14 protein-coding genes and 2 tRNA genes are annotated in these 24171 nt (G+C 66.2%); 11 read left to right on the plus strand and 5 right to left on the minus strand.

Annotation, left to right across the window (positions count from 1 at the left end; genetic code table 11):
* Nucleotides 1-38 precede the first annotated feature (38 nt).
* On the minus strand, nt 39-1067 hold the full coding sequence (locus J2X52_RS14385; protein ID WP_310154745.1) for a histidine kinase: 1029 nt from the start codon (nt 1065-1067) through the stop codon (nt 39-41).
* A 162-nt stretch (nt 1068-1229) separates the two neighbouring features.
* Between J2X52_RS14385 and J2X52_RS14390 the strand changes: the two genes are divergently transcribed.
* From J2X52_RS14390 to J2X52_RS14415, 6 genes are read left to right on the plus strand one after another with little or no spacing between them, the layout of a single operon-like run.
* Nucleotides 1230-1763, plus strand: a complete 534-nt coding sequence (locus tag J2X52_RS14390) for a GspH/FimT family pseudopilin (protein ID WP_310154748.1) — start codon at nt 1230-1232, stop codon at nt 1761-1763.
* Nucleotides 1760-2248 carry a type IV pilus modification protein PilV gene (gene pilV / locus J2X52_RS14395; RefSeq protein WP_310154751.1) on the plus strand — a complete coding sequence of 163 codons (489 nt, stop codon included), beginning with the start codon at nt 1760-1762 and terminating at the stop codon, nt 2246-2248. The genes J2X52_RS14390 and pilV overlap by 4 nt, the downstream gene beginning before the upstream one ends.
* A 14-nt stretch (nt 2249-2262) precedes the next feature.
* Nucleotides 2263-3096, plus strand: a complete 834-nt coding sequence (locus J2X52_RS14400) for a prepilin-type N-terminal cleavage/methylation domain-containing protein (RefSeq protein ID WP_310154754.1) — start codon at nt 2263-2265, stop codon at nt 3094-3096.
* The gene (locus J2X52_RS14405) at nt 3093-3653 is read left to right on the plus strand and encodes a PilX N-terminal domain-containing pilus assembly protein (protein WP_310154757.1); all 561 of its coding nucleotides are present in this window, start codon (nt 3093-3095) and stop codon (nt 3651-3653) included. The genes J2X52_RS14400 and J2X52_RS14405 overlap by 4 nt, the downstream gene beginning before the upstream one ends.
* Before the next feature lie 4 nt (nt 3654-3657).
* The gene (locus J2X52_RS14410) at nt 3658-7212 is read left to right on the plus strand and encodes a PilC/PilY family type IV pilus protein (RefSeq protein WP_310154760.1); all 3555 of its coding nucleotides are present in this window, start codon (nt 3658-3660) and stop codon (nt 7210-7212) included.
* Between the two features lie 2 nt (nt 7213-7214).
* Nucleotides 7215-7640: a type IV pilin protein gene (locus J2X52_RS14415; RefSeq protein WP_310154764.1), complete on the plus strand. Its 426-nt coding sequence runs from the start codon at nt 7215-7217 to the stop codon at nt 7638-7640.
* A 75-nt stretch (nt 7641-7715) separates the two neighbouring features.
* Here the strand turns inward: J2X52_RS14415 and J2X52_RS14420 are convergent.
* A tRNA-Asn gene (locus J2X52_RS14420) sits at nt 7716-7792 on the minus strand.
* A 68-nt stretch (nt 7793-7860) separates the two neighbouring features.
* A complete protein-coding gene (locus tag J2X52_RS14425; RefSeq protein WP_310154767.1) occupies nt 7861-8406 on the minus strand; it encodes a GspH/FimT family pseudopilin in 546 nt (181 codons plus the stop codon).
* 323 nt (nt 8407-8729) lie between these two features.
* On the opposite strand from J2X52_RS14425, the gene uvrB reads away from it, so the two are divergent.
* Together uvrB and J2X52_RS14435 are read left to right on the plus strand one after the other, a co-directional pair.
* A complete protein-coding gene (gene uvrB / locus J2X52_RS14430) occupies nt 8730-10763 on the plus strand; it encodes an excinuclease ABC subunit UvrB (RefSeq protein WP_310154768.1) in 2034 nt (677 codons plus the stop codon).
* Between the two features lie 57 nt (nt 10764-10820).
* Nucleotides 10821-10895, plus strand: a tRNA-Val gene (locus J2X52_RS14435).
* Here the strand turns inward: J2X52_RS14435 and J2X52_RS14440 are convergent.
* A complete protein-coding gene (locus tag J2X52_RS14440) occupies nt 10866-11348 on the minus strand; it encodes a hypothetical protein (RefSeq protein WP_310154771.1) in 483 nt (160 codons plus the stop codon). The genes J2X52_RS14435 and J2X52_RS14440 overlap by 30 nt on opposite strands.
* On the opposite strand from J2X52_RS14440, the gene J2X52_RS14445 reads away from it, so the two are divergent.
* Nucleotides 11337-19952, plus strand: a complete 8616-nt coding sequence (locus J2X52_RS14445; protein ID WP_310154774.1) for a glucoamylase family protein — start codon at nt 11337-11339, stop codon at nt 19950-19952. The two genes, J2X52_RS14440 and J2X52_RS14445, sit on opposite strands and share 12 nt — an antisense overlap.
* Nucleotides 19952-20176: a hypothetical protein gene (locus J2X52_RS14450; RefSeq protein WP_310154776.1), complete on the plus strand. Its 225-nt coding sequence runs from the start codon at nt 19952-19954 to the stop codon at nt 20174-20176. The genes J2X52_RS14445 and J2X52_RS14450 overlap by 1 nt, the downstream gene beginning before the upstream one ends.
* Nucleotides 20177-20226: 50 nt before the next feature.
* On the opposite strand, the gene J2X52_RS14455 is transcribed toward J2X52_RS14450, so the two are convergent.
* Nucleotides 20227-22974, minus strand: coding sequence for a TonB-dependent receptor (locus tag J2X52_RS14455; protein WP_310154779.1), 2748 nt, complete (start codon nt 22972-22974; stop codon nt 20227-20229).
* Nucleotides 22975-23214: 240 nt separating this feature from the next.
* On the opposite strand from J2X52_RS14455, the gene J2X52_RS14460 reads away from it, so the two are divergent.
* Entirely contained in the window at nt 23215-24171 is a 957-nt protein-coding gene (locus tag J2X52_RS14460; protein ID WP_310154782.1) for an oxygenase MpaB family protein, read from the plus strand.

Below are 24171 nucleotides of genomic sequence, written 5' to 3' on the forward strand. Positions count from 1 at the left end.
GTTCGACGCGTGGTCTTTTGATCGGTCTGCGGCGGCGTTCAGCGCGGCAGCGTGAGGACGGCGACGAAGTTGCCGTCGGCGTCGGGCCCGGCCTGCAGCCGGCCACTGCCATCGCCGAACGATTCGGTCCGTGCACGCACGGCATCCAGCCCGATGCCGTGTCCGCGCGACGACGCTGAGGGCGGGCTGGGCATCGTGTTGCGTACACGTACGAGGACCTGGGCGCCCTGCGGCTCGATGGAGATCTCGAGACGCCCACCGAGCAGACTGGGTTCGATGCCGTGCTTGATCGCGTTCTCGACCAGCGGCTGGAGCGACAGCGCGGGCAGTTGTGTGTCCAGCAATGGGCTGTCCTCGTCGGGTAGCACCCACTGCACGTCCAGCCGCTCGGCGAAGCGCAGCGATTCAATCGCCAGATACTGTTGTGCCAATGCGATCTCCGCGCGCAAGGGTCCGACTGCCGGCCCACTGAAAGCGGCCCGGAACAGGTCCGAGAGATCCAGCAGTAGCCGTTCCGCACGTTCGGGCTGGCTGTGCAGCAACGCGATGCCAGTGTTGAGCGTGTTGAACAGGAAGTGGGGCTGGACGCGAGCCCGCAGGACGGCAAGTTCTGCCTCCTTGTGGCCGATCGCGGCCTCGCGACCCTGTAGGTAGTTCTGGTAAATCAGCAGCGCCAACATGCCCACCACGAGCGCGGTGGCGATGGCGCGCAGCATGAACATGCTGTAGCCATCGCCCGATACCGAAGCGCTCCGCGTGAGCGTCCATCCCGTATGGGCGACTGCGCCGGTGGCGAGCACGAGCAGGGTGAGCGCAAGCCATGGGAATGCAGTCGTCGGCAGGCGACGCAGCAGCGGGCGACACAGCGCCAGCCCGCAGAGCGCGGTGATGGTGATCCACAGCAGGGACAGCGACAACAGTCCGAGGCGGACGGGCCAGTCCGCATCCAGCGGGTGGGTCAGGCTCAGGACCACGGCGAGTGCCTCGCTTGCCAGCACGGTCACCACGAGCGCCTTGGGGCGGAGCAATGCCTCGACGGGGTGCTCGCGCTGGGCGGTTGCGGACATGTGCGGCTCCAATGAGACAGGTCGCTATCGTGCACCAGTCGGCCTCGATACCGCGCCCACCGCTGGTCCGCTCCGCCATGCCGCCGGTCGGGGCGGGCTTGGCTCCCGTTCCGCCGATGTCTATGGTGCGATCTGCAAATCCGGGGTGGTGATATGGGGTGCATGAAGGGGAACGTGCGCGAGCCGGGTGGCTGCGGCGCCGCGGCGGGGTTCACTATGGTCGAGCTCATGGTCACGGTGGCGATCATCGGGATCCTTGCCGTCGTTGCGGTGCCTGCGATGACCGGCCTGATCAACAATTCGAGACTTTCGGGCCTGAGCGGCGAAGTCGTCTCGGCCGTCCAGTTCGCCCGCAGCGAGGCGGTACGTCGGAATGCGCGTGTGACGCTGTGCGCCAGCGCGGACGGCTTAGCCTGTTCGAACGCTGCAGACTGGTCGCGATGGATCGTGTTGGCACCTGACAACACGTCGGGCGGTACGGATGTCGTGCTCGATGGCGTTGCGCCCGGCAACGCCCAGGTCAGCGGACCGGCAGGCAGGATCGTGTTCAGGCCCTCTGGGCTGGTGGTCAGCCAAGCCCAGCTCACAGCGTGCGTGCCGACCACCAATCCGGAAAACAACCGGCGGATTGTCACAGTCGGTTTAAGCGGGAGTCCGGTCACGACGCGAGCCAATGGCGCGGGGACGTGTCCATGAAGGAGGGTGCGATGCGAAACAACTCACGGCGGGGCAAGCATCTCGATGCCGCGCGGCGGCAACGGGGTGTAAGCCTCATCGAAGTGCTGGTGGCGGTTGTCGTGCTTGGCGTCGGTCTGCTTGGAACCGCCGCGCTGCAGGCCACGGCACTTCGCGGCGGACAGAGCTCCTTTGAAAGCAGCATGGCGGTCGCGCAGACGAATTCGATTCTGGAATCCATCCGGGCGAACGCGGGCGAAGCCGAGAGCTACAACGTGGGTCGGCTTTGCGCCGTGCCGGCCGCTACAGGAACGCGCGCAGAACGCGATATCGGCCAGTGGATGACTGACCTCAAGACCTCGATCGGCGGCGGCCCGGCGGCAGACACGACAACCTGCGGGACGATCGACAATTGTCCGCTTGATTGCACGATCACAGTGGAGTGGGACGACCAGCGTGCCGGTGGACCTGAAAGTCGATCTGTTGTGACGAGGACGCGGATATGAAGGTTGGTAGGCGTATGGTCCTGCCGCGTGCCGAGCTGCAGCGCGGCATGTCGCTGGTCGAAGTCATGATCGCAATGGTGCTTGGGCTGATCGTGGTGGGCGCTGCCTTTGCGGTGTTCCTCTCCAATCAGCAGAGCTACACCGCGAACGAAGGACTCAACCGCATACAGGAAGGCGCGCGCGTCGGACTGGAGCTCATCGCTCGCGACATCCGTGCTGCTGGCGGCAGTGCCTGCTCTAATGCGTCGGAATTGACCGGTGCAGGTAGCGACGCGCAGGCGTTTCGCGACACGCCAGTGGCCGGCGACGCGGTCTCGCTCAACGTAACGTCCGCAGAGGACAGCGCCTACCGAATTGCCAGCGCCTCGGCCACATCCCTCACGCTCGAGGCGGGACAGGTCGATGGCGATGACGCCACCAATGCTTTCGCCGTCGGCGACACATTGCTGCTGTGCAATGCCCGCAAGAGTTTCATCGTCGATGCGACCGCGGTCAGTGGTCTTGTCATTACCCACGATGCGTTGCCAGAGGGCTACGACATCGGCGCCGACGAGTTCGCGGGCCTTGCGACGGTCGCGGTGGCGCGGTTCCGGAATGCCCGATGGTTTGTTGCAGACAACTCTCTGTGGGTGTCCCGCGAGGGCGGCAGCAGCGAGAGAGTGGTCGATGGCGTCAACTCAATTGCCTTCCAGTACCGCTCCGTGGGCGGTGTCTACGCAGCGACACCGGCGGCGGGGAATATCGATGCGGTGCACGTGCAGCTCACCCTGGCCGGAGCGCCTGTAGATGGACAGGCTGTGTCCCGCACCGCTTCCAGTGCTGTCAACGTACGTGCGAGGACGCTATGACTAACGCCTCCGAATCTCACGCTGCGCCTACTCGACGACAGCGCGGTATCTCCCTAGTGGTTGTGATGATCCTGCTCGTCATCACAGCCTTGCTTGGCATCGCCATCCTGCGTAGCGCAATGATGCAGGAACGCATGAGTGCCAATGTCCGCGACCGCAGCCTTGCCTTCCAGGCAGCGGAGGCGGCGCTGCGTTACGCGCAGGAGGATGTGCTGGACGCAGCTACTTGGGATATCACCCCGCCTGCAGCAGGGGCCACGTGTACCGCGAGCGGCGTGTGTCCCACCGGTGCTGCTGCGGTGTGGAGGCAAGTTCCTGTCGGGTCGTACAACTTCTCGGACGCAGGGCTGGAATCCGCGCCCGAATACTGGATCGAGTACATCGGCACCGGACCGTCCATACCCGGCGGCTGCGATGTTGTGGGGCCGGACGAGGTGCGGAACATCAACTGCGTCAATCCGATCTATCGCATCACTGCACGCAGCCGTTCTGAAGGCCGCGCGGATGTCGTCATCCAGGCCAGCGTCATGAGCCGTATCCCGGACTTGGGAATCTAAGACTATGAAGAACACGATGACGTCTTTGCGCGGGCGTGACTTGGGGTCAGTTCCGCACCGGTCCTGGTGGGCCGCGCCGGTGGCATGCCTCGTGGTGCTGCTGGCTCAGCCCGTCAATGCCGCGTTTCCCATTCCAGACGCCCCCCTGACCACCGAAGCCCGGGTTGCGCCGAATATTCTTTTCATTCTCGATACGTCCGGCTCGATGGCCTCGACGATCATGCCGGCATGCGCGAGCGATCGTGCCTTCGTTGCCGGCAACAACAATGATGGCACCACGGGTTGCGATACCACCAAGATGCTGGACCGGCCGGCGGATCGCTCGTTCCGCCACAACACCATCTACTACAACCCGAACGTGACCTACGAGCCGTGGATGCAGGCCAACGGCGCGCGCATGACCGGCGGGCAGGATCCCAGCGCAGCGTGGTTCGACTGGGAGTTCGCCAATGATGACCGCGGCACGCGTGATTTGCGCAACAACGAGGAGTCGGTGTTCTACGTGCCCAAGGCTGGCGCTGCGACCACGACCGCATTCGCGAATTTCAACCGATACTGGATTCGGACGAATTCCGGCACCACGCAGGTCGTGACCAGTGAGGTGAACGGCGGGAACAGTTGGAGCCAAACGGTGAATGCTGGCAGCTGGGGGACGAGACGTGACTTCACTGTCCCCGCGGGAACAGTGCGCCTTGAGGTGCATGTGTCGGGCCAGCCAGTAGCCGGAGGAAATCTGGATGTCTATGCCCGGCAAGGTAACAACAACGTAGTGGACTACGAGAACTACACGGAGCGAAGCATCGGGCAGGGGAGTACGGAAACTATCACTATTAATAACCCGTCAACTGGCGCTTGGCGGTTCCGTCTTAGCAATGAAGGGTCGAGCAATGTTCCGAACGCCTCGATGACCGTGATTACCTATTCTTCCGCAGTGACAGTGGCCACTCCAACTGGGCGGAGCCAAGCGGAGGAGTTGAGAAACTTCGCCACTTGGTATTCCTATCACCGCACCCGCGCAAAGGCGGCGAAGGCTGGCGCAAGCGATGCGTTTACCACCCTCGATAGCCGCGTGCGTGTCGGCTATCACTCGATCAACGGTCTCAGCAACTTCAATATTCCCGTGGGCGACGGCAACGACGGCCGTTTTGTGGACAACGTCAGTCCAGCGACCACTTCCCGCACTACCTGGTTTCAGCGTCTCCACGATGCGACCGCCCGCACTAGCGGCACCCCGCTAGGCACTGCGCTGAACACGGCCGGTGAGTATTTCAGCCAAACCGGCAGCGGTGGTCCGTATGGCCCGGAAAGTGGCGCAGAACAATTCACTTGTCGCCAGAACTTCGCGATCCTGACGACCGATGGTTACTGGACCACGCGACCGAGCCCATCCCGTTCCAACGCGGACGGCACTGCGGGCACCACGATCACTGGTCCGAACGGTCAGAGTTATCGCTATGCAGCCGTCTCGCCATACAGCGATGACCACTCCAATACCTTGGCTGACGTGGCCATGTATTACTGGAAGCGCGACCTGCGACCGGAAACCTGGATGGTCAACAATGTCGCGACGACCTCGGCGAATCCGGCGTTCTGGCAACACATGGTGACATTCGGCATTTCGATCGGGCTGTCGGGCAGTACCGGCTGGTCGGCGGTGTCCGATGTGCCTGCGGATGCCGTGTGGCCCGACCCGGGCGCGAGTGATGCTGCGAAGATCGACGATCTGCTGCATGCGGCGGTCAACGGCCGCGGCGGCTTCGTCTCTGCTTCCAATCCCGAGCAGTTCACAGCAGGCCTGCGCTCGACGCTTGCGGCCATCTCCGAGCGCAGCAGTTCCTTCAGCAATGTCGCAGCCAATTCGGTTTCCCTCGAAGCAGGTACACGGGTGTTCAATGCCAGCTATGTGTCGGGCGTATGGACCGGCCAGGTCACTGCCAAAGCGGTGACCAGCACTGGAGTGTCCACCGATACCATCTGGACGTCATCTATCCCCGCATTGGCGCAGCGCAAAGTCTTCACTTTCGACGGCACGCAAGGCGCGACCTTCCCCACCTCTGCCCAGGAAACGGCACTGGAGCGGACTGGTGGCATCGCCAATTACCCCGTGTCGGGAGCAGACAACGCCAGTTATCTGAAAGGCGACAGAAGCAGGGAAGGGCCGAACGTCGGACAATTGCGGGTGCGCGAAGGCTTGCTGGGCGACATCGTCGGCTCCTCGCCGGCTTATGTGCGCGATACCGACACACTGTATGTGGCCGCGAACGATGGCATGTTGCATGCCTTCAACGCTGCGAACGGGCGGGAACTGTTCGCTTTCGTGCCGGGTATCGTCAACATCGGCAACATGGCCACGCTGAGTCGCGGTGACTACGTGCACAAGTTTCTGGTGGACGGTCCAGTGACCGTCAGCAACCGTCAGATCACGCCCGGCAAGAACCTCTTGTTCGGCAGCCTGGGCAAGGGTGGCCGTGGCATGTATGCGCTCGACGTCACCGAGCCGGCTTCGTTTTCATCCAGCAATGTGCTGTGGGAACGCAATTCCGCAAACATGGGGCTGGTGATGTCGCAGCCCATCATCGCGCGAGTACGGGATTCGGCGACCACCGTGAAGCCAGCCGTTGTGGTCTCAAACGGCGTGAACAGTGCCAACAACCGGGCTGCCTTGATCGTGCTGAACGCGGAAACCGGCGCCGTCATCCGAGAGATCGATACCGGCGCAGGCTCGGCTGCACAACCGAACGGCCTCTCCGCGCCAACTGGCGTCTTCGGTGCTGACGGCAGGACATTGTCCTACGTCTATGCAGGCGACATGCTCGGCAATGTGTGGAAGTTCGACCTCAGCAACGCATCTCCGACCGGATGGACGGTGAGCAAGCTGTTCGCGGCCGGCACGAGCCGTCCAATCAGCGGGCGGGTTGCGATCGCCGTTGATCCCACGACGCGCAAGCGCTGGGTGTTCTTCGGCACGGGGCGTTACCTCACCGTGTCTGACGCGGATCCCGACAGTGTCGGCAGCCAGGCGACCCAGGGCATGTATGGTTTCGCCGAGGAAGCGGCCACGTTGACCAGCGCGGATCTGGTTCAGCGCACGATCGCTGTGACCAGCGCCACCGTGGACGGGTATCCATCCCGTGCGTTCGAGGTCAGTGCCCCGATTCCCGCCGACAAGAAAGGCTGGTTCATCAACCTGCCGCAGGGCGAGCGCATCGTGCAGGATGCCCAGGTGGTGTCGAGTGTGCTGGTCACCGCGAGCATGCTGCCCAGCGGCAACGCCTGCGATGCAGGTGGCACGGGTTACATCAACGCGCTCAGCGCGTTTACCGGGACCAGCGGCTCGGGGTCGTATTTCAATCTTGGTCCCATCGTCGACCCGGACAATCCGGCGAACAATGGCTTGCCGGTCGGATCGGTGAATCTGGGCGTTGGCATGCCGACACTACCGAATCTGTTGCGAGGCCTGTTGGCGGCCGGCGGCAGCGCTGGTTCGAACCTCGGTTCGGTGGGAACGGTCAGTCCGCGGTGGGAGCGAGTCTCCTGGCGTGAAGTCCGGAGGGATTGAGGATGATCAACAGAATGGACACAGGCTCGACGTTTCTGCCTCGTAGTACGCGCGGACAGGCCGGCTTTTCCCTGATTGAGCTGATGGTGGTCGTGGCCATCATCGGCATCATCGCGGCGATCGCGTTTCCGAGTTACCAGGAGCATGTGCGCAAGGGGCGCCGGGCGGGCGGCACGGCCTGCCTGATGCAGGCGGCGCAGCAGATGGAGCGCTTCTACACGACTCGGCTCACCTATGTCGGCTCTCCAGCTGCGTTCGCGTGCGACAGTTCAACTACGCCGCACTACACAGTGACCCGGACAGTGGTTACTGCTAGAACCTACACACTCCGGGCAGCGCCTCAAGGCGCACAGGCCAATGATTCCTGCGGCGCGTTGACAATCAACCATCAGGGCGCCAAAACGCCAACGACGGCCGGCTGCTGGTAGGCCTGTCAAGGGTGCCTGCCATGCGCAGATCAAAAGAAAAAAGCCGCGACTTGCGTCGCGGCCTTTTCTTGTACTTGGCGCCCGAAGTTGGACTCGAACCAACGACCCCCTGATTAACAGTCAAGTGCTCTAACCAGCTGAGCTATTCGGGCGAGGGCGCCATTCTAATGGCTGCGGGGTCTACGTCAAGCACTCCTTGCGGGCAGTGAGACGGTGGGCTTCAACAGGCGATGTGGGGAACGGTACGCGTGCTTCGGGGTCGACCGGCGTTGCTGATGACCAGCGTGGCCCGCTGGCGCTCCGAGACACAGATCCTGATCGTCTGGTTGCTGCCGGCGCTGGTGCCGTCGCTTCGATAGCGCAAGGCCTTGCGATTCGATCGCAGTAGCACGCCGCTGCCCGACAGCTCTCCGATGCGAAGGATGTCATCCGGCCCCGCCTTCGCAGGCGGGCCTGAAACGACCAGCCAACCCCGGCTCCAGTCCACGCCGGAGGTGCAGGTGTTGTCGGGCGCCCGTCCGCACACGGTCGTGGATCGGCCTAGCATCACGGCCGCCGTTCTGGCCAGCGTGATGTCCGCCCTGAGCGCACTCACCGTCGCGTCGGCCCGACGCTGGTGCGCCAGTTCCGAGAGTGGGGGGAAGGTGACGGCGGCGAGCGTCACCACGATCGCAAGCATCACCGTGAGTTCTATCAGCGTGGCGCCGTTGAACCTGCGCGCCCGCGCGAACTGCCGCTCAACCGGATGGAGGTGGCACTGAAGCATGGAAGGACGTCCTTGTCCTGTCACGGCAGGCGGCGGGACGTGCGATTGCGAGCGGGCTCTGTGCCGATGCTCGCGACCGCCGTCTCGTCTCCTGCACCTGCGCCCTGCGATCCTGCAGGGCGTCCAGCGTCCTCTTTGCTCATGCCTCTCGACAGCCGGTGGAATCCCGCAGTGCCGGTCGGAAAACGCCCGGCGCGGTCGTGGGCGGCTGTGCCGTGTGGATGTCCGGTCGATGACCGCAGGGCGTTTGACACGCCTGTCCGGCAGTTGCCGTGCTGCCATGCAGTCCCCATCTGTCTTGCTTCCCCGGATCGCCTCTTGCCATGAACGACGTCATCCACCCCGCCGCGTTCCAGCTCGTCTCGCCCTACAAGCCAGCGGGCGACCAGCCGCAGGCGATCGAAAAGCTGGTCAACGGCTTCGACGCCGGCCTGGCGCACCAGACGCTGCTCGGCGTTACGGGTTCGGGCAAGACCTATACGATCGCCAACGTGATCCAGCGGGTGCAGAAGCCGACGCTGGTGATGGCCCCGAACAAGACGCTGGCGGCGCAGCTCTACGGCGAGTTCAAGTCGTTCTTTCCGCACAACGCGGTCGAGTACTTCGTCAGCTACTACGACTACTACCAGCCCGAGGCCTACGTGCCGTCGTCGGATACCTACATCGAGAAGGACAGCTCGGTGAACGAGCACATCGAGCAGATGCGGCTGTCGGCGACCAAGGCGCTGCTCGAGCGGCGTGATGCGATCGTGGTGTGCTCTGTGTCGGCAATCTACGGCCTGGGCGATCCGAACGAGTATTTCCGGATGGTGCTGCACATGGTGCGCGGCGAGCGCATCGACCAGCGCGAGCTGATCCGCCGTTTGACCGAGATGCAGTACAGCCGCAACGACACCGAACTGCGCCGCGGTACGTATCGCGTCCGCGGCGAGGTCATCGACATCCACCCGGCGGAATCGGAGATGGATGCACTGCGCATCGAGTTGTTCGACAGCGAGATCGAGCGCATCACCCAGTTCGATCCGCTCACCGGCGAAACCAAGCGCACCCTGCCGCGCTACACCATCTATCCGAAGTCGCACTACGTCACCACGCGCCGCACCACCAACGAGGCGATCAACGCGATCAAGGCCGAGCTGCCCCCGCGGCTGGAGCAGTTCTATGCCGAGGGCAAGTTGCTCGAAGCCCAGCGGCTGCAGCAGCGCACCCAGTTCGATCTCGAAATGATGGCCGAGGTGGGTTACTGCAACGGCGTGGAGAACTATTCGCGGCATCTGACCGGGCGCATGCCCGGCGAGGCGCCGCCGTGCCTGTTCGACTACCTGCCGCCGGACGCGCTGCTGGTCGTCGACGAGTCGCACGTGACCGTTCCGCAGATCGGTGCGATGTACAAGGGCGACCGCGCGCGCAAGGAAACGCTGGTGAACTTCGGTTTCCGCCTGCCGTCGGCGATGGACAACCGGCCGCTGAAGTTCGAAGAGTGGGAAGGCCGCGCGCCGCGCGCGATCTTCGTGTCGGCGACGCCCGGCAAGTACGAACTGGAGAAATCCGAAGGGCAGATCACCGAGCTGGTGGTGCGCCCGACCGGCCTGATCGATCCGCAGGTCGAGATCCGCCCGGTCGCGAGCCAGGTCGACGATGTGCTCGGGGAAATCCGCGAGCGGGTGGCGATGGGTGATCGCGTGCTGATCACCGTGCTGACCAAGCGCATGGCCGAGAACCTGACCGAATATCTCGGCGAGCACGACGTCAAAGTGCGCTATCTGCATTCGGATATCGACACTGTCGAGCGCGTCGAGATCATCCGCGACCTGCGCCTGGGCAAGTTCGACGTGCTGGTGGGCATCAACCTGCTGCGCGAAGGCCTGGACATGCCCGAGGTGTCGCTGGTGGCGATCCTCGACGCCGACAAGGAAGGCTTCCTGCGCTCGGGCGGTTCGCTGATCCAGACGATTGGCCGGGCGGCGCGCAACCTGCGTGGCAAGGCGATCCTCTACGCGGACCGCGTGACTAACTCCATGCAGATGGCACTCGACGAGACCGATCGTCGCCGGGCCAAGCAGGTCGAATACAACACCGAACACGGCATTACGCCCAAGTCGGTGGCGCGCGCGATCGTCGACATCATGGAAGGCGCGCGCGCCGAGCCTGAGCTCGAGAAGAAGGGTCGCGGCAAGAGTCGCAAGGTCGCCGAGCCGGCCGAGGATTACGCGGCGCTGTCGTCGGAGAAGCTCGCATCGCGGCTGAAGACGCTGGAGCAGCAGATGTACCAGCACGCCCGCGATCTGGAGTTCGAAGCCGCGGGCCGGATCCGCGACCAGATCCGCCAGATCAAGGACGCCAGCCTGGTCCGGTAGAAATTTGCGCGCGGGTATTCGACAACGCGCGAATCCGGTGTATGATTCGCACCCTTCGGGCGGTTAGCTCAGCGGTAGAGCACTACCTTGACATGGTAGGGGTCACAGGTTCGAACCCTGTACCGCCCACCACCTCGGCACCTGGATGCAGCAGGGCGGGGTGGTCACGAAGGTCCGGCACGGGTGGAATTCGCCCCGTGCCGATGTGACGCAGGCGCTGGACAGCGCGCGTTTTGTCTCTTGATTGAAATCCTGACGGCCGCCATTGGTCGCGTTCGCGTGTCCGGTGATCGGCACGGCGGGTTTCAGCTGTTGTCTGAAATGGTCCAACACGTGTGCGAGCGCGTCGGCATGGACTGGCGCGCGGTCGTCACGCTCGCGCGGGTGGTGATGGCGCACCGTGGCGGCAAGCAGGCCGTCGGTCTGACAGGATCCTCCATGCACGCTGCTTCGAGGATGTTCCGCCGCTGGTCGCGCTTGCGCGCCAGGTCCGGCCAATTGTCCCCCCCGGTTGTTTCCGTCGACCTCGAGTCCGAGGCCCCGCTGCGCGCGCAGCTTTTCAGCGCCGAGCAGATGGAACTGCACGGCAAGGCGCTCGCGCTGACCCATCGCATCCACGCCGGCCGCGTGCCCGACCGGCTGCTCGCGCGGCTGAGCGAGAACGCAGCGTTGCTCGAGGATGCGCGCACGTTCCTGACGCTGATGGTGCGCGACGAGATCCGCATCACCCCGGCCGGCGAGTGGCTGCTCGACAACTATCACCTGATCGAAGAACAGGTGCGCCTCGCGCGTCGGCATCTGCCCAAGGGCTACAGCCGCGAGCTGCCGGCGCTGTCGCATGGCGCGTCAGCGGGGCTGCCACGGGTCTACGACCTGGCGATGGAGGCGGTCGCGCATGGCGACGGGCAGGTGGATGCGGTGACGCTCAGCCGTTTCGTCGCGGCCTACCAGGCGGTGACGCCGTTGACGCTCGGCGAGTTGTGGGCGATTCCGATCATGCTGCGCCTCGCGGTGCTGGAGAACCTGCGGCGCATGGCCGCCGGCGTGATCCGCGACGGGCGCGATCATCGTCGGGCGCGGCGATGGGCCGAGCAACTCAATGCCACCGCCACATCGGCACCGAAGGATGTGGTGCTGGTCGTCGCCGACATGGCGCGCAGCCGCCCGCCGGCCACCGGCGCGTTCGTCGCCGAGCTCACCCGTGGCCTGCACGGCCGGGGCGCGCTGCTGTCATTGCCGCTGACCTGGATCGAGCAGTGGCTGACCGACGCGGGCTTGCGCATCGAGGCACTGGTGCACGCCGAAAGCCAGCAGCAGGCCGCCGACCAGGTGTCGATCGGCAACAGCATCGGCAGCCTGCGATTTCTCGCCAACATGGACTGGCGCGAGTACGTGGAGACGATGAGCCTCGTCGATGCGACGCTCCGCGAGGATCCCGGCTCGACCTACGGTCTGATGGATTTCGCCACGCGCGACCATTACCGGCACGCGGTGGAGACGATCGCCAGGCGGGCCGGTGTCAGCGAAGTGCAGGTCGCACAAACGACGGTGCAGCTCGCGCAGGCGCAGCCGGCCGACAGCATCGAGGGGCATGTCGGTTATTACCTTGTCGACGACGGCATCGACCACACGCTCTCCGCGCTCGCAGCGGCGCATGGCCGCCGCAAGGCGCGCATGGCGCCGCGCACCGTGCCGCTGCCGGTCTATCTGGCGATGATCGCGGTTGTCGTTGCGCTCGCAACAACGGGACTGTTGGGGCAGTCGGGTGCGCATCTCGTGCCCTGGGCGCCGGCGTGGGCGGTGGTTCTGCTCGGCCTGTTGGTCTTCAGCGAGCTCGGCATCGCGCTGACCAACTGGCTGGCCACGGTGATCGTGGCGCCCAAGCCGCTGCCGCGGCTGGATTTCTCGCACGGTCTGCCCGCCGCCGAACGGACGCTGGTCGTCGTGCCCTGCATGTTCGGCGACATCGCCACGGTCGATGCTCTGGTCGAAGGCCTCGAGGTGCGTTTCCTCGCCAACCGCGATCCGCATCTGCACTTCGCCCTGCTCAGCGACGATCTCGATGCCGACCAGCAGACGCTGCCTGGCGATGCGGCCGTGCTGGCGCATGCGTCGGCGTTGATCGCAGGCCTCAATCAGCGCTATCTCGCCGACAGCCCGGCGCCGGGCGGCGACCGCTTCTTCCTGTTCCATCGCCCGCGCACCTGGAATGCGGGCGAGGGGCGCTGGATCGGCGAGGAGCGCAAGCGCGGCAAGCTGGCTGCATTGAACGGCTTCCTGCGCGGTGCCGGCACGGGTGCGTTCCAGCAGATCGTCGGCCGCACCGAGGTGCTGGCCAACGTGCGGTATGTGATCACCCTCGACACCGACACGCGCCTGCCGCGTGACGCCGCGCGCGCATTCGTCGGCACACTGGCGCATCCGCTCAACCGCGCGGTGTTCGATCCCAGGCGCGATCGCGTGACCCGTGGCTACGGCATCCTGCAGCCCAGCGTCGGCAGCAGTTTCAGTGGCCGCCGCATCAGTCGTTACGCGCGCATGTACGGCAGCGAGCCGGGCATCGATCCGTATACCCGCACCGTGTCGGATGTGTACCAGGATCTGTTCGGCGAAGGCTCCTTCGTCGGCAAAGGCATCTACGATGTCGATGCGTTCGAGCAGGCGCTGCATGGCAAGTTCCCCGACAACCGCATCCTCAGCCATGACCTGCTCGAGGGCTGCTATGCGCGCGCGGGTCTGGTCAGCGATGTCCGCCTGTACGAGGACTACCCCGCGCGCTACGCCGCCGACGTCAAACGGCGCCACCGCTGGATCCGCGGCGATTGGCAACTGTTGCCGTGGTTGCTGCCGTGGGTGCCGACCGCACGCGAAGGCCGGGTGCGCAATCCGCTGTCATGGTTGTCGCGCGGCAAGCTGATCGACAACCTGCGTCGCAGTCTGGTGCCCGCATCGGTGCTGGCGCTGCTGGTGTTCGGCTGGGTGGCGCTCGCCGCACCGGCCGCGTGGACGTTCTGGCTGCTCACGGTGTTCTTTGCCCCGGTGCTGATTCCGGCGTTGCGTGATCTGCTGTCGAAGCCGGCCGACATGCGCCTGGACACGCATCTGCTGCAGGTCGGCGATGCGACCGGCCGTGGCGTGGTGCGTGCGGTGGTCAACTTCGCCTGTCTGCCCTACGAAGCGATGTTCAGCCTGTCGGCGATCGCTCTCACGCTGTGGCGCACGCTCGTAAGCCGCCGGCATCTGCTGCAATGGAACCCGTCGAGCGAAGTCGAGCGCACGCTCGGCAGTGGCGTGGCCGCGGAACTGCGTGCGATGTGGAGCGCACCCGTATTGGCTGTGCTGGTCGGCCTGCTGGTGTGGCGGACAAACCCGGCCGCGCTGTGGGTGGCCGCGCCCGTGCTGGCACTGTGGGCGACCTCGCCGCTGTTGATGGCGTGGCTGGGACGCGCACCGCCGCAGCGCAGCGCGCAGCTGTCGACGGTGCAGACCGATTTCCTCGGTCGGCTGGCGCGGCGGACCTGGGCGTTCTTCGAGGTCAACATCCGCGAAGAGGACCACTGGTTGCCGCCGGACAATATCCAGGAGCACCCGACGCTCGTGGTCGCGCGTCGCACGTCGCCAACCAATATTGGCCTGTCGCTGCTGGCGAATCTGGGCGCCTGGGATTTCGGATATCTGCAGACCGGCACGGTGATGCAGCGGACCCAGCGCGTGTTCGCCACGCTCGACCGCATGGAGCGGCACCGCGGGCATTTCTACAACTGGTACGACACCGAGACTCTGGCACCGCTGCCGCCGCGCTATGTCTCCACCGTCGACAGCGGCAATCTCGCCGGTCATCTGCTGACGTTGCGGCAGGGCCTGCTCGGCCTGATCGACGCCCCGGTGCTGGCACCGCAGACCTTCACGGGGCTGGCCCACACCCTGGGTGTGCTCCGTGAGCTGCATGCGCAGCACCCCCCGGCGGATGCGGCCTGGACTGCGGCGATCGAGGCATTCGCGTCGCGTCTCGCGACCGCAATCGCCACGCCGCCGGCCACGCTAGGCGACGCGCTGGCCACGGTCGAGGCCCTGGCGGCGCTCGCATTGCCGCTCGCCGCGCTGTCGCCCCCGGTCGATACCTACGATCCGCTGGAAGATGCGCCGGCGCACTGGGCCGCGCGCGTGATCGATGCCTGCGAACAGGCGCGCCAGGCCCTGGCCGCGTGCCCGCCTGTATCGACGGCCACGGTCGGCGGCCGGAGCGCCGAGGATGGCGTGCCCACGCTGCGCGCACTGTGCGCGCCCGGCATTGCGGCTGACGTGCGCGCCCGGGCCTGCGCGCAGGTGCATGAGCTGGAACGGCTGGCCCACGTCGCCGGCCAGTTCTCGCTGATGGAATACGCCTTCCTCTACGACCGTGCGCGGCACCTGCTGTCGATCGGCTACGACGTCGACAACCGGCGTCTCGACCAGGGCCACTACGATCTGCTCGCGTCCGAAGCGCGGCTGTGCAGTTTCGTCGCGGTCGCACAGGGACAATTGCCGCAGGACACCTGGTTCGCCCTGGGCCGGTTGCTGACCGAAGTGGACGGCGACGCGACGCTGCTGTCGTGGAGCGGTTCGATGTTCGAGTACCTGATGCCGCAGCTGGTGATGCCGAGCTATCCGGACACGCTGCTCGATCAGACGGCGCGTCACGCGGTACAGGCGCAGATCGCCTATGGCCGCCAGCACGATGTGCCCTGGGGGGTTTCGGAGTCCGGTTACAACACCGTCGATACGCGGATGAACTACCAGTACCGCGCGTTCGGCGTGCCGGGCCTCGGACTCAAGCGGGGACTCGGCGAGGATCTGGTGATCGCGCCCTACGCCACGATGATGGCCTTGATGGTCGCGCCGGAGGCCGCGACGCAGAACCTGCAACGCCTCGACGCCGCTGGTTTCTCGGGGCGCTTCGGCCTGTTCGAAGCGATCGACTACACCCCCTCGCGTCTGCCGCGCGGGCAGACGCATGCGGTGGTCCGCTCGTTCATGGCGCATCACCAGGGCATGGGCTTTCTCGCGCTCGACCATCTGTTGCATGAGCAGCCGATGCAGAAGCGCTTCACCGCCGATGCCGAGTTCCAGGCGACCCTGCTGCTGCTGCAGGAACGCGTGCCGCGCACCGGCGTGTTCCGCCCGCACGACGTGGAGTCGGTGGGCGTGCGCGCCACCAGTGGCGGCGACGAAACCGAGTTGCGGGTCTTCGGCACGCCCGATACCGCGCGGCCGGCGGTGCAGATGCTGTCCAACGGACGCATGCATGCGCTGCTCACCAGCGCCGGCGGTGGCTATCTGCGCCAGCACGACATGGCCGTGGTGCGCTGGCGTGAGGACGGCACGCGCGATCACTGGGGCAGCTTCTGCTATCTGCAGGATGTCGAAAGCAACGATGTCTGGTCGGCCGCGCACCAGCCGACCTGCGTGCCGGTCGAGCAGTACGAAGCGATCTTCTCCGATGCCAAGGCCGAGTTCCGCGGCCGCCGGCGCGGCATCGAGACGCATCTGGAAATCGCGATCTCGGCCGAAGACGATATCGAACTGCGCCGTTTGCGCCTGAGCAACCGCTCGCGGCGTCCGCGCACGATCGAGATCACGACCTATACCGAAGTGGTGCTGGCACCGGCGATCGCAGACGAGCTGCATCCGGCCTTCAGTAATCTGTTCGTGCAGACGGAAATCGTGCGCGACAAGCAAGCGCTGCTGTGCACGCGGCGTCCGCGCGCGCACGACGAGATACCGCCATGGATGTTCCATCTCGTCGCCGCGCATGAGGCCGACATCGAGGCGATTTCCTACGAGACCGACCGCGCACGCTTCATCGGTCGAGGCCTGACGCCACGCGAGCCACAGGCGATGCGCCACAGTGGCGCGCTGTCGGATACCGCGGGTTCGGTGCTCGATCCGGTCGTCGCGATCCGCGTACGGATGACGTTGGCCCCCGAGCAGACCGCAATCCTCGATCTGGTCAGCGGCGTCGGTGACGATCGCGATGCCTGTGCCTCGCTGGTCGACAAGTACCGTGATCGGCGCCTTGCCGATCGCGTCTTCGATCTCGCGTGGACCCACAGCCAGGTCGTGCGCCGGCAGATCAATGCCACCCAGGGCGACGCGCAACTCTATGAGCGTATCGCCGGCCTGCTGACGTTCGCGCACCCGTTCCTGCGCGCCGACAGCGCCGTACTGATGCAGAACCGGCGCGGGCAGTCGGGCCTGTGGGGGCATTCGATCTCCGGAGACCTGCCGATCGTGCTGGTGCAGATCGCCCATGCCGAGAACATCGAACTGGTCCGGCAGATGGTCCAGGCGCATGCGTACTGGCGTCTCAAGGGCCTGCAGGTCGATCTGGTGATCTGGAATGAGGACCAGGTGGGCTACCGGCAGGAATTGCAGGAGCAGATTCTCGGTCTCGTCTCGGCGGGCCCGGAGGGCAACGTCCTCGACCGGCCCGGCGGCATCTTCGTGCGCCCGGCCCAGCAGATTTCGCAGGAAGACCGCATCCTGATCCAGTCCGTGGCCCGTGTGATCGTCGGCGACCAGTACGGCACGCTGGTCGCGCAGGTCGCCCGTCACGCGACGCCGGATCGCGTCGTGCCGCTGCTGGTGGCGAGCGAGGGCGCCACGCGCGCGCAGGCCGACGACGGCGGCGTGACGGGTGCCGCGCCCGCCGGACTCTACGGACTGCTGCCGCCAGCCCGGGCCGACGCACTCGATGAGGATCCGTGGCCGTTCGAAGCGGTCGCCGACGCAGTGCTGTTCGACAACGGGCTGGGGGCATTCGCCGCCGACGGCCGCGAGTACCTGATCGTGCTCGACGACGCCGAGACGACGCCCGCGCCCTGGTCGAACGTGATGGCGAACCCGCAGCTGGGCACCGTGGTCAGCGAGAGCGGGGCGGGCTACACCTGGTTCGAGAACGCCCACGAGTTCCGGCTCACGCCGTGGCACAACGATCCGGTGTCCGACACCGGCGGTGAGGCGTTCTACCTGCGCGACGAGGAGAGCGGCCACGTGTGGTCGCCGATGCCGCTGCCGATGCGCGGACGCGGGGCATACCGCACACGCCACGGCTTCGGCTACAGCGTCTACGAACATGTCGAGGACGGCATCGCCAGCGAGCTGTGGATCTACGTCGGTCTGCGTGATGCGGTGAAGTTCTCGGTGCTCAAGCTGCGCAACCTGTCGGGGCGGGCGCGCAAGCTGTCAGCCACCGGCTATGTCGAATGGGTGCTTGGCGACATCCGGGTGAAGTCGCAGATGCACGTGGTCATCGAGCAGGACGCCGGCAGCGGCGTGCTGACGGCGCGCAATCCCTACAACACCGAGTTCGGCGGGCGGGTGGCGTTCTTCGATGTCGACGGCGACCGCCGCACGTTCACCGCCGACCGCACCGAGTTCCTGGGCCGCAACGGCAGCCTTCGGGCACCCGATGCGATGCGTCGCGAGCGGCTGTCGGGCCGGCTCGGCGCGGGGCTCGATCCCTGCACCGCGATCCAGGTGCAGGTCGACCTGGCCCCGGAGCAGGCGACCGAAACCGTGTTCCGGCTCGGCATCGGCGACGACATGCATGCCGCGCTGCAGCTGGCGAAATCCCTGCGTGGATCGATGCCGGCGCACGACGCGCTCGACGGCGTACGTCTGCATTGGTTGCAGACGCTCGGCGCCGTGCGGGTGGAAACGCCGGAACCGGCGACCGATCTGCTGGTCAACGGTTGGCTGCTGTACCAGACGCTGGCCTGCCGGTACGTGGCCCGCAGCGGTTACTACCAGTCCGGCGGCGCGTTCGGCTTCCGTGATCAGTTGCAGGACACGATGGCGACCGTGCACGCGGTGCCGGCGCTGACCCGCGCGCATCTGCTGCTCAGCGCCGAGCACCAGTTCCCGCAGGGCGACGTGATGCACTGGTGGCATCCGCCGGCCGACCGCGGCGTGCGCACGCGCTGCTCCGACGACTATTTGTGGCTGCCGCTCGCGGCCTGCCGCTATCTGGAGGTCACCGGCGACGACAGCGTGCTCGACGAGCGCGTCGGTTTCATCGAAGGCCGGCTGGTCAATGCCGACGAGGAGTCCTATTACGATCTCCCGGTGCCCTCGGGGCGCGTGCAGTCCTTCTACGACCACTGCGTGCTCGCGCTGGAACGCGGCATGGCGCTGCTCGGCGAACGCGGCCTGCCGCTGATCGGCACCGGCGACTGGAACGACGGCATGAACCGGGTGGGCGAGGCTGGCCGTGGCGAAAGCGTGTGGTTGGGCTTCTTCCTCTACGACGTGCTGCAGCGCTTCATTCCCGTGGCCACGGCGCGGGGCGACGCCGCGTTTGCGACGACCTGTGTCGCGGCTGCAGAGCGGTTGCAGGCGAACCTCGAAGCCGAAGCCTGGGACGGCGGCTGGTACCGGCGTGCCTGGTTCGACGACGGCACACCGATCGGGTCGCAGTCCAGCGACGAATGCCGGATCGACTCGATCTCGCAAAGCTGGTCGGTGCTGTCGGGTGCAGCGGAACCCGCGCGCGCGCGCCAGGCGATGGACGCGCTGGACACGCATCTGGTCAAGCGCGAGGCGGGGCTGATCCAGCTGCTCGATCCGCCGTTCGACAGGACCGCGCACGATCCCGGCTACATCCGCGGTTACGTGCCCGGCGTGCGCGAGAACGGCGGGCAGTACACCCACGCGGCCGTCTGGACGGCGATGGCCTTTGCCGCACTGGATGACGGCGAGCGCGCCTGGGAACTCGCGCGGATGATCAATCCCGTGCACCACGCCGAGGACGCGGCCGGCACCGCGGTCTACAAGGTCGAGCCCTATGTGATGGCGGCCGATGTCTATGGCGTTGCGCCGCATGTCGGGCGTGGCGGCTGGACCTGGTACACCGGGTCGGCCGGCTGGATGTATCGCCTGCTCAGCGAATCGCTGCTGGGCCTGCAGCGCCGCGGCGACACCTTGCGCATCGAGCCCTGCATCCCCGATGCCTGGCCCGGCTATCGGATGCAGCTGCGCCATGGCGCAGCGGTCTATCGCATCGAAGTCACGCGCAGCGACGCCGATGCGCCGCAGCTCACGCTCGACGGCGTGGTGCAGGCCGATCTGCAGATCGCCCTGCATACCGCGGATGCGGTACACGAGGTGGTGTTGCAGTGGCCGCGGCGCGCGGACAGTGGGGCCGGGTGATGGCGCTGCGCATCGAACTGGAAAGCGCGCTCGACGCACTGGCCGCCATGATTCCCGTCTGGCGCGAGAAGTTGCGTGAGCCGGACGCGTTCTGGCCACAGTTCGATGCGCTGTCGGCGCAGATCCTCGCCCGGGCAGGCGATACCCGCGAACGGGCCGCAGTGCGAGCGCGACTCGACGCGCTGCTGGCCGCGGCGGGTTGCGTGCGCCCCGCGCGGCGCTGAAGAAAAAGGGCGGCCATCAGGCCGCCCTCGTCGTGTCGTTTCGTCTTGTCTCAGAACCGGTAGTTCAGACCCAGCAGATACGTCCGGCCCCACTCGAGGTTCTCGAGCGGTCGGTCGCGCGTGCCGGCGTAGGTGCGGTAGGCCTCGTTGGTGATGTTGTTGGCCTGCAGCAGCAGGGTCAGGCCGTCGAGCGAGGAGCCGTCGCCGAAGCTGTAGCTGATCTGCGCATCGGTGATGTTCTCGCCGACGACGTAGCGCAGCGTGCGTGCACCGTCGAAGTTGCCGATCTCGCCGATGAAGTCGGAACGGCGGCGCTGGCTGACGCGCGCCTCGAAACCGTCGCGCTCGTAGTACGCCGTCAGGTTGTACACGCGCTTCGACAGACCCGGAAGATCGATCGGGCCGTCGCCCACGCTGCTCGCGCTTTCCGGATCGAAGATCTGGATGCTGCTGTCGTTGAAGCTGGCGCTGGCCACGACGCCGAAACCGCGCAACGACTCGGTCCACAGGTCGAACGGCAGCGAGGCGGTGAGTTCCAGGCCGCGCAACGTGCCGCCTTCGCCGTTCTGCGGCGCGGTGAAGTTGCCGATGGTCTGCACCGGCGGCGTACCCGGCCGCGGCACGTAGCTGGCGACGAAGTCGGAGAAGTCGTAGTCGTCGACCGTCTGCGTATAGATGTAGGTGCGCAGGTCCTTGTAGAAGAACGCCGCGGCCACGTAGGCGCGGTTGCCGAAATACTTCTCCCACGACACGTCGAACGCGTACGCGCGCCACGGATCCAAAAGCGGATTGCCGCCGCTGCCGCCAGGCCGTCCGGTGCCTTCGTCGACGCCGAACTCCAACGACGAGCGCAACTGGTCGACGCGCGGACGCGCCACCTGCTCGGCCAGACCCACGCGTACCGTGTGCTCGCTGGGCAGCTGGAAGGCGAGGTTCATGCTGGGCAGCACATCGGTGTAGGTCTTGCCCGCCTCGAACGGCCGCACGTTGCTGCCGGCCGGCTGGGTCGAATCGAAATAACGCGACGCCGACGACTGGTCGACCCGCTGGATCTGCACGCCGATATTGCCGGTGACCGTGGCCGCGCCCCACTCGGTGCTGAGATTGGCGCGCGCGAACGCACTGGTGATCTTTTCGCTGACCGTCCAGGCTTTGGGGATCAGGTAATCCAGATCCTCGGTCGGCTCGAAACTCATGTAGCGCGCGACGGCCGCGGGGACGTTCCAGGCCGGGACGTAGCCGACGCCGGCGAAGCCCAGATCGACAAGCCCGTACTGCAGGTCGCTGGCGATGGCGGTGTCGCCCTGTGCGCCGAGGTTGATATTGCCCTCGGGCTGGCGCTTCGACTTCTCGCGGTCGGTGTGGTTCAGGCCGAAATCGAAATCCGCCAGCCACGTGATCGAGCCGGGCGCGGGCAGGGTGAGGCCGATCCGCGCGGCCTTGAGCTCGTCCTCGACCTGCGGCGTCTTGCCATAGCCGGAGCCGTAGATCGTGTTGGTCAGAAACAGCTGGCTGGGATCGGAGTAGTCCAGGCCTGGGGCCAGCTGGGTAAAACCATTGCGGCGGATGTCGAGCGTGATCGTATCGAGCGATGGATTCGGCAGCCGCTGGGCGTTGTTCTCCAGGCTGATCTCCGAGCGCCTGGCCTTCGACCAGCTGACGTCGGTGAAAAGACGCGCGGACTCGAAATTGAACTCGTTGCTCCAGCCCACGGCCGAGATCCGGTCTTCGCGGAAGTTGTACATGCCGCGGACCAGCGGATAGACGCCGGTCAGCGTGCCGCCGGCGAAGCTGCCGTTCTCGCTGGTGCGCACGTTGCTGTAGACGCACTCAGGATTGCAGGGGAACGACCCGTTGTACTGCGTGTTGACCTCGAACTGGTTCGCGGTGTCTTCCTGCTCGGCGCGCGAGTGGAACAGGTCCAGCGTGCTGGTCCACGCGTTCGAGGGCCGGAACTGCAGCGTCGCCATGACGCCGTCGCGCTTGGTGTAGCCGGTGCGGCGCAGCGCCTTCATGCCATCGGTCGCCCAGGTGCCTTCGGCCAGGCCGGGCCGCGCGTCGGTCTTCCAGGGCTCGTAGAGGCCGACCTGGTTTTCCTGGATCGGCGTGTCGCTGTGCGAGTAGCCGATCGAGAAGCCGAAGCGGCGATCGGCGGACTGGCCGATCCAGCTGCCGCTGATGCGGTTGCCGTAGGGATCGGTCTTGGCCGCTTCGCCCAGCGAATTGCGCTGGTAGCGGCCGTTGAGCGTGATCACCGACTCGTTGAAGTTCAGTGGCCGCACCGTCTGCATGTCCAGCGTGCCCGACAGGCCCTGGCCGAACAGGCCGGCGTCAGGTGTCTTGTAGACGGTGACGCCGCTGACGAGTTCCGACGGGTACTGGTCGAACTCGACGCTGCGGTTGTCGCCGGTGCTGACCATCTCGCGGCCGTTGAGCAGCGTGGTGGCGAAGTCCGGCGACAGGCCGCGCACGCTGATCACCTGCGCGCGGCCGGCGACGCGCTGCGCGGAGACGCCCGGCAGGCGCGCAATCGATTCGGCGATGCTCACGTCGGGCAACTTGCCGATGTCTTCGGCCGAGATCGCCTCGACGATCGATGTCGCATCGCGCTTGACCGAGATCGCGCTTTCGATGCCGCGGCGGATGCCGGTGACCTTGACCGCGTCGAGCTCGGTGGCCTCGTCCGCGGCAGGTGGGTTCGACGGATTGGTGGTGGTCTGTGCGTGCGCGCCGGCGGCGAGCATCAGCAGCGCCGACGACAGTGCGGCACTGAGCAGGTTGCGATCGAGCTTCGACATCTCCCCTCCCAAGGGTGTCCAGCGGACAGCTGTGTGTCTTCGAGTTGTGCCGTCGTGGCGCGGCGCCGAAGGGCGGGGCTGGACGGGTCGCGGCCATGGTAATCACGCGGTTCCTGCCGCGGCGCGCGCTGCATACGTATTCATGGCGACGCCGTCGATCTGCTGTCGCGCAGGGGTGTGCAAGGCGACGCCGTGGCGCGTTCGCGCCGGGTGCAGCGGTCGCCCGGTACCCTTTTCCGCATGACAGGATTGCAGCTCAGACCCGCGGCGCTGATGCAGGCCGCGATCCGGCGTTGGGTGCTCAGCGTGTTCCCGCGCGGGCAGAGCATGATCGATTACGACACGCCGGCCGGTGACCCGGGCCAGTTCGGTCCGCAGACCGTGACCTGGCGCGTACATGCCGATTTCCCCGGCATGCTCGCGGGTGGGCTGGGCGCACTGCTGCTGCAGGCGCTGCATCCGCGCGCGCTGGCTGGTGTCTGGGACCATTCGGATTTCCGCGCCGATCTGGTCGGGCGGCTGCGTCGCACCACGGCTTTTGTCGCCGGCACCACCTATGCCGGGACCGCGGAAGCGCAGCGGTTGATCGACCGCGTCGCGGCCATCCATACCCATGTGCGCGGCGCAACCGCCGACGGCATGCCGTATGCCGCCGACGATCCCGATTTTCTGACCTGGGTGCATGTGTCCGAGGCCTACGCCTTCATGCAGGGATTTCGCGCGTATGCCGGCATGGCCTTGCCGCCGGGCGCCGAGGATCGCTACTACGACGAATCGCGTCGCGTCGCCGAGGCGCTCGGTGCACGCGAGGTGCCAGCGAGCGCTGCGGCGGTGTCCGCCTATTTCGACAGCGTGCGGCCCGAATTGCGCTTCGATGCACGATCGCGCGAGGTGCTCGATGTGCTGCGGCGTGTACGGCTTCCAGTCCCCGGCGCCACGCCATCGCGCGAGATCTTCCTCGGCGCCGGCGCTGCGCTGTTGCCGGGCTGGGCGAGCGCGATGCTGGGCACGACGCCGGCGCAGCGCATGCGTGACCGGACCTGTGCGCGCGTGCTGCGGACCGCCGCGCCGCTGTTCCGGGCCGCATTGCCGGACGGGATCGCGCCGCGCGCATGCCGGCGCCTGCAGGTGCCGAGCACGATCCTTCGCAGCTGGACGGGCGTGCAACTGCGCGAGGACGATGTCGCGCGCGGCTGA

This window comes from Luteimonas sp. 3794, from assembly GCF_031456825.1.
Lineage (GTDB): Bacteria > Pseudomonadota > Gammaproteobacteria > Xanthomonadales > Xanthomonadaceae > Luteimonas.

Bases quoted from the DNA above. Each gene is read 5' to 3' on its own strand.
- J2X52_RS14385 (WP_310154745.1), bottom strand. From the start codon at position 1,067: ATGTCCGCAACCGCCCAGCGCGAGCACCCCGTCGAGGCATTGCTCCGC.
- J2X52_RS14390 (WP_310154748.1), top strand. From the start codon at position 1,230: ATGAAGGGGAACGTGCGCGAGCCGGGTGGCTGCGGCGCCGCGGCGGGG.
- pilV (WP_310154751.1), top strand. From the start codon at position 1,760: ATGAAGGAGGGTGCGATGCGAAACAACTCACGGCGGGGCAAGCATCTC.
- J2X52_RS14400 (WP_310154754.1), top strand. From the start codon at position 2,263: ATGGTCCTGCCGCGTGCCGAGCTGCAGCGCGGCATGTCGCTGGTCGAA.
- J2X52_RS14405 (WP_310154757.1), top strand. From the start codon at position 3,093: ATGACTAACGCCTCCGAATCTCACGCTGCGCCTACTCGACGACAGCGC.
- J2X52_RS14410 (WP_310154760.1), top strand. From the start codon at position 3,658: ATGAAGAACACGATGACGTCTTTGCGCGGGCGTGACTTGGGGTCAGTT.
- J2X52_RS14415 (WP_310154764.1), top strand. From the start codon at position 7,215: ATGATCAACAGAATGGACACAGGCTCGACGTTTCTGCCTCGTAGTACG.
- J2X52_RS14425 (WP_310154767.1), bottom strand. From the start codon at position 8,406: ATGCTTCAGTGCCACCTCCATCCGGTTGAGCGGCAGTTCGCGCGGGCG.
- uvrB (WP_310154768.1), top strand. From the start codon at position 8,730: ATGAACGACGTCATCCACCCCGCCGCGTTCCAGCTCGTCTCGCCCTAC.
- J2X52_RS14445 (WP_310154774.1), top strand. From the start codon at position 11,337: ATGGAACTGCACGGCAAGGCGCTCGCGCTGACCCATCGCATCCACGCC.
- J2X52_RS14450 (WP_310154776.1), top strand. From the start codon at position 19,952: ATGGCGCTGCGCATCGAACTGGAAAGCGCGCTCGACGCACTGGCCGCC.
- J2X52_RS14455 (WP_310154779.1), bottom strand. From the start codon at position 22,974: ATGTCGAAGCTCGATCGCAACCTGCTCAGTGCCGCACTGTCGTCGGCG.
- J2X52_RS14460 (WP_310154782.1), top strand. From the start codon at position 23,215: ATGACAGGATTGCAGCTCAGACCCGCGGCGCTGATGCAGGCCGCGATC.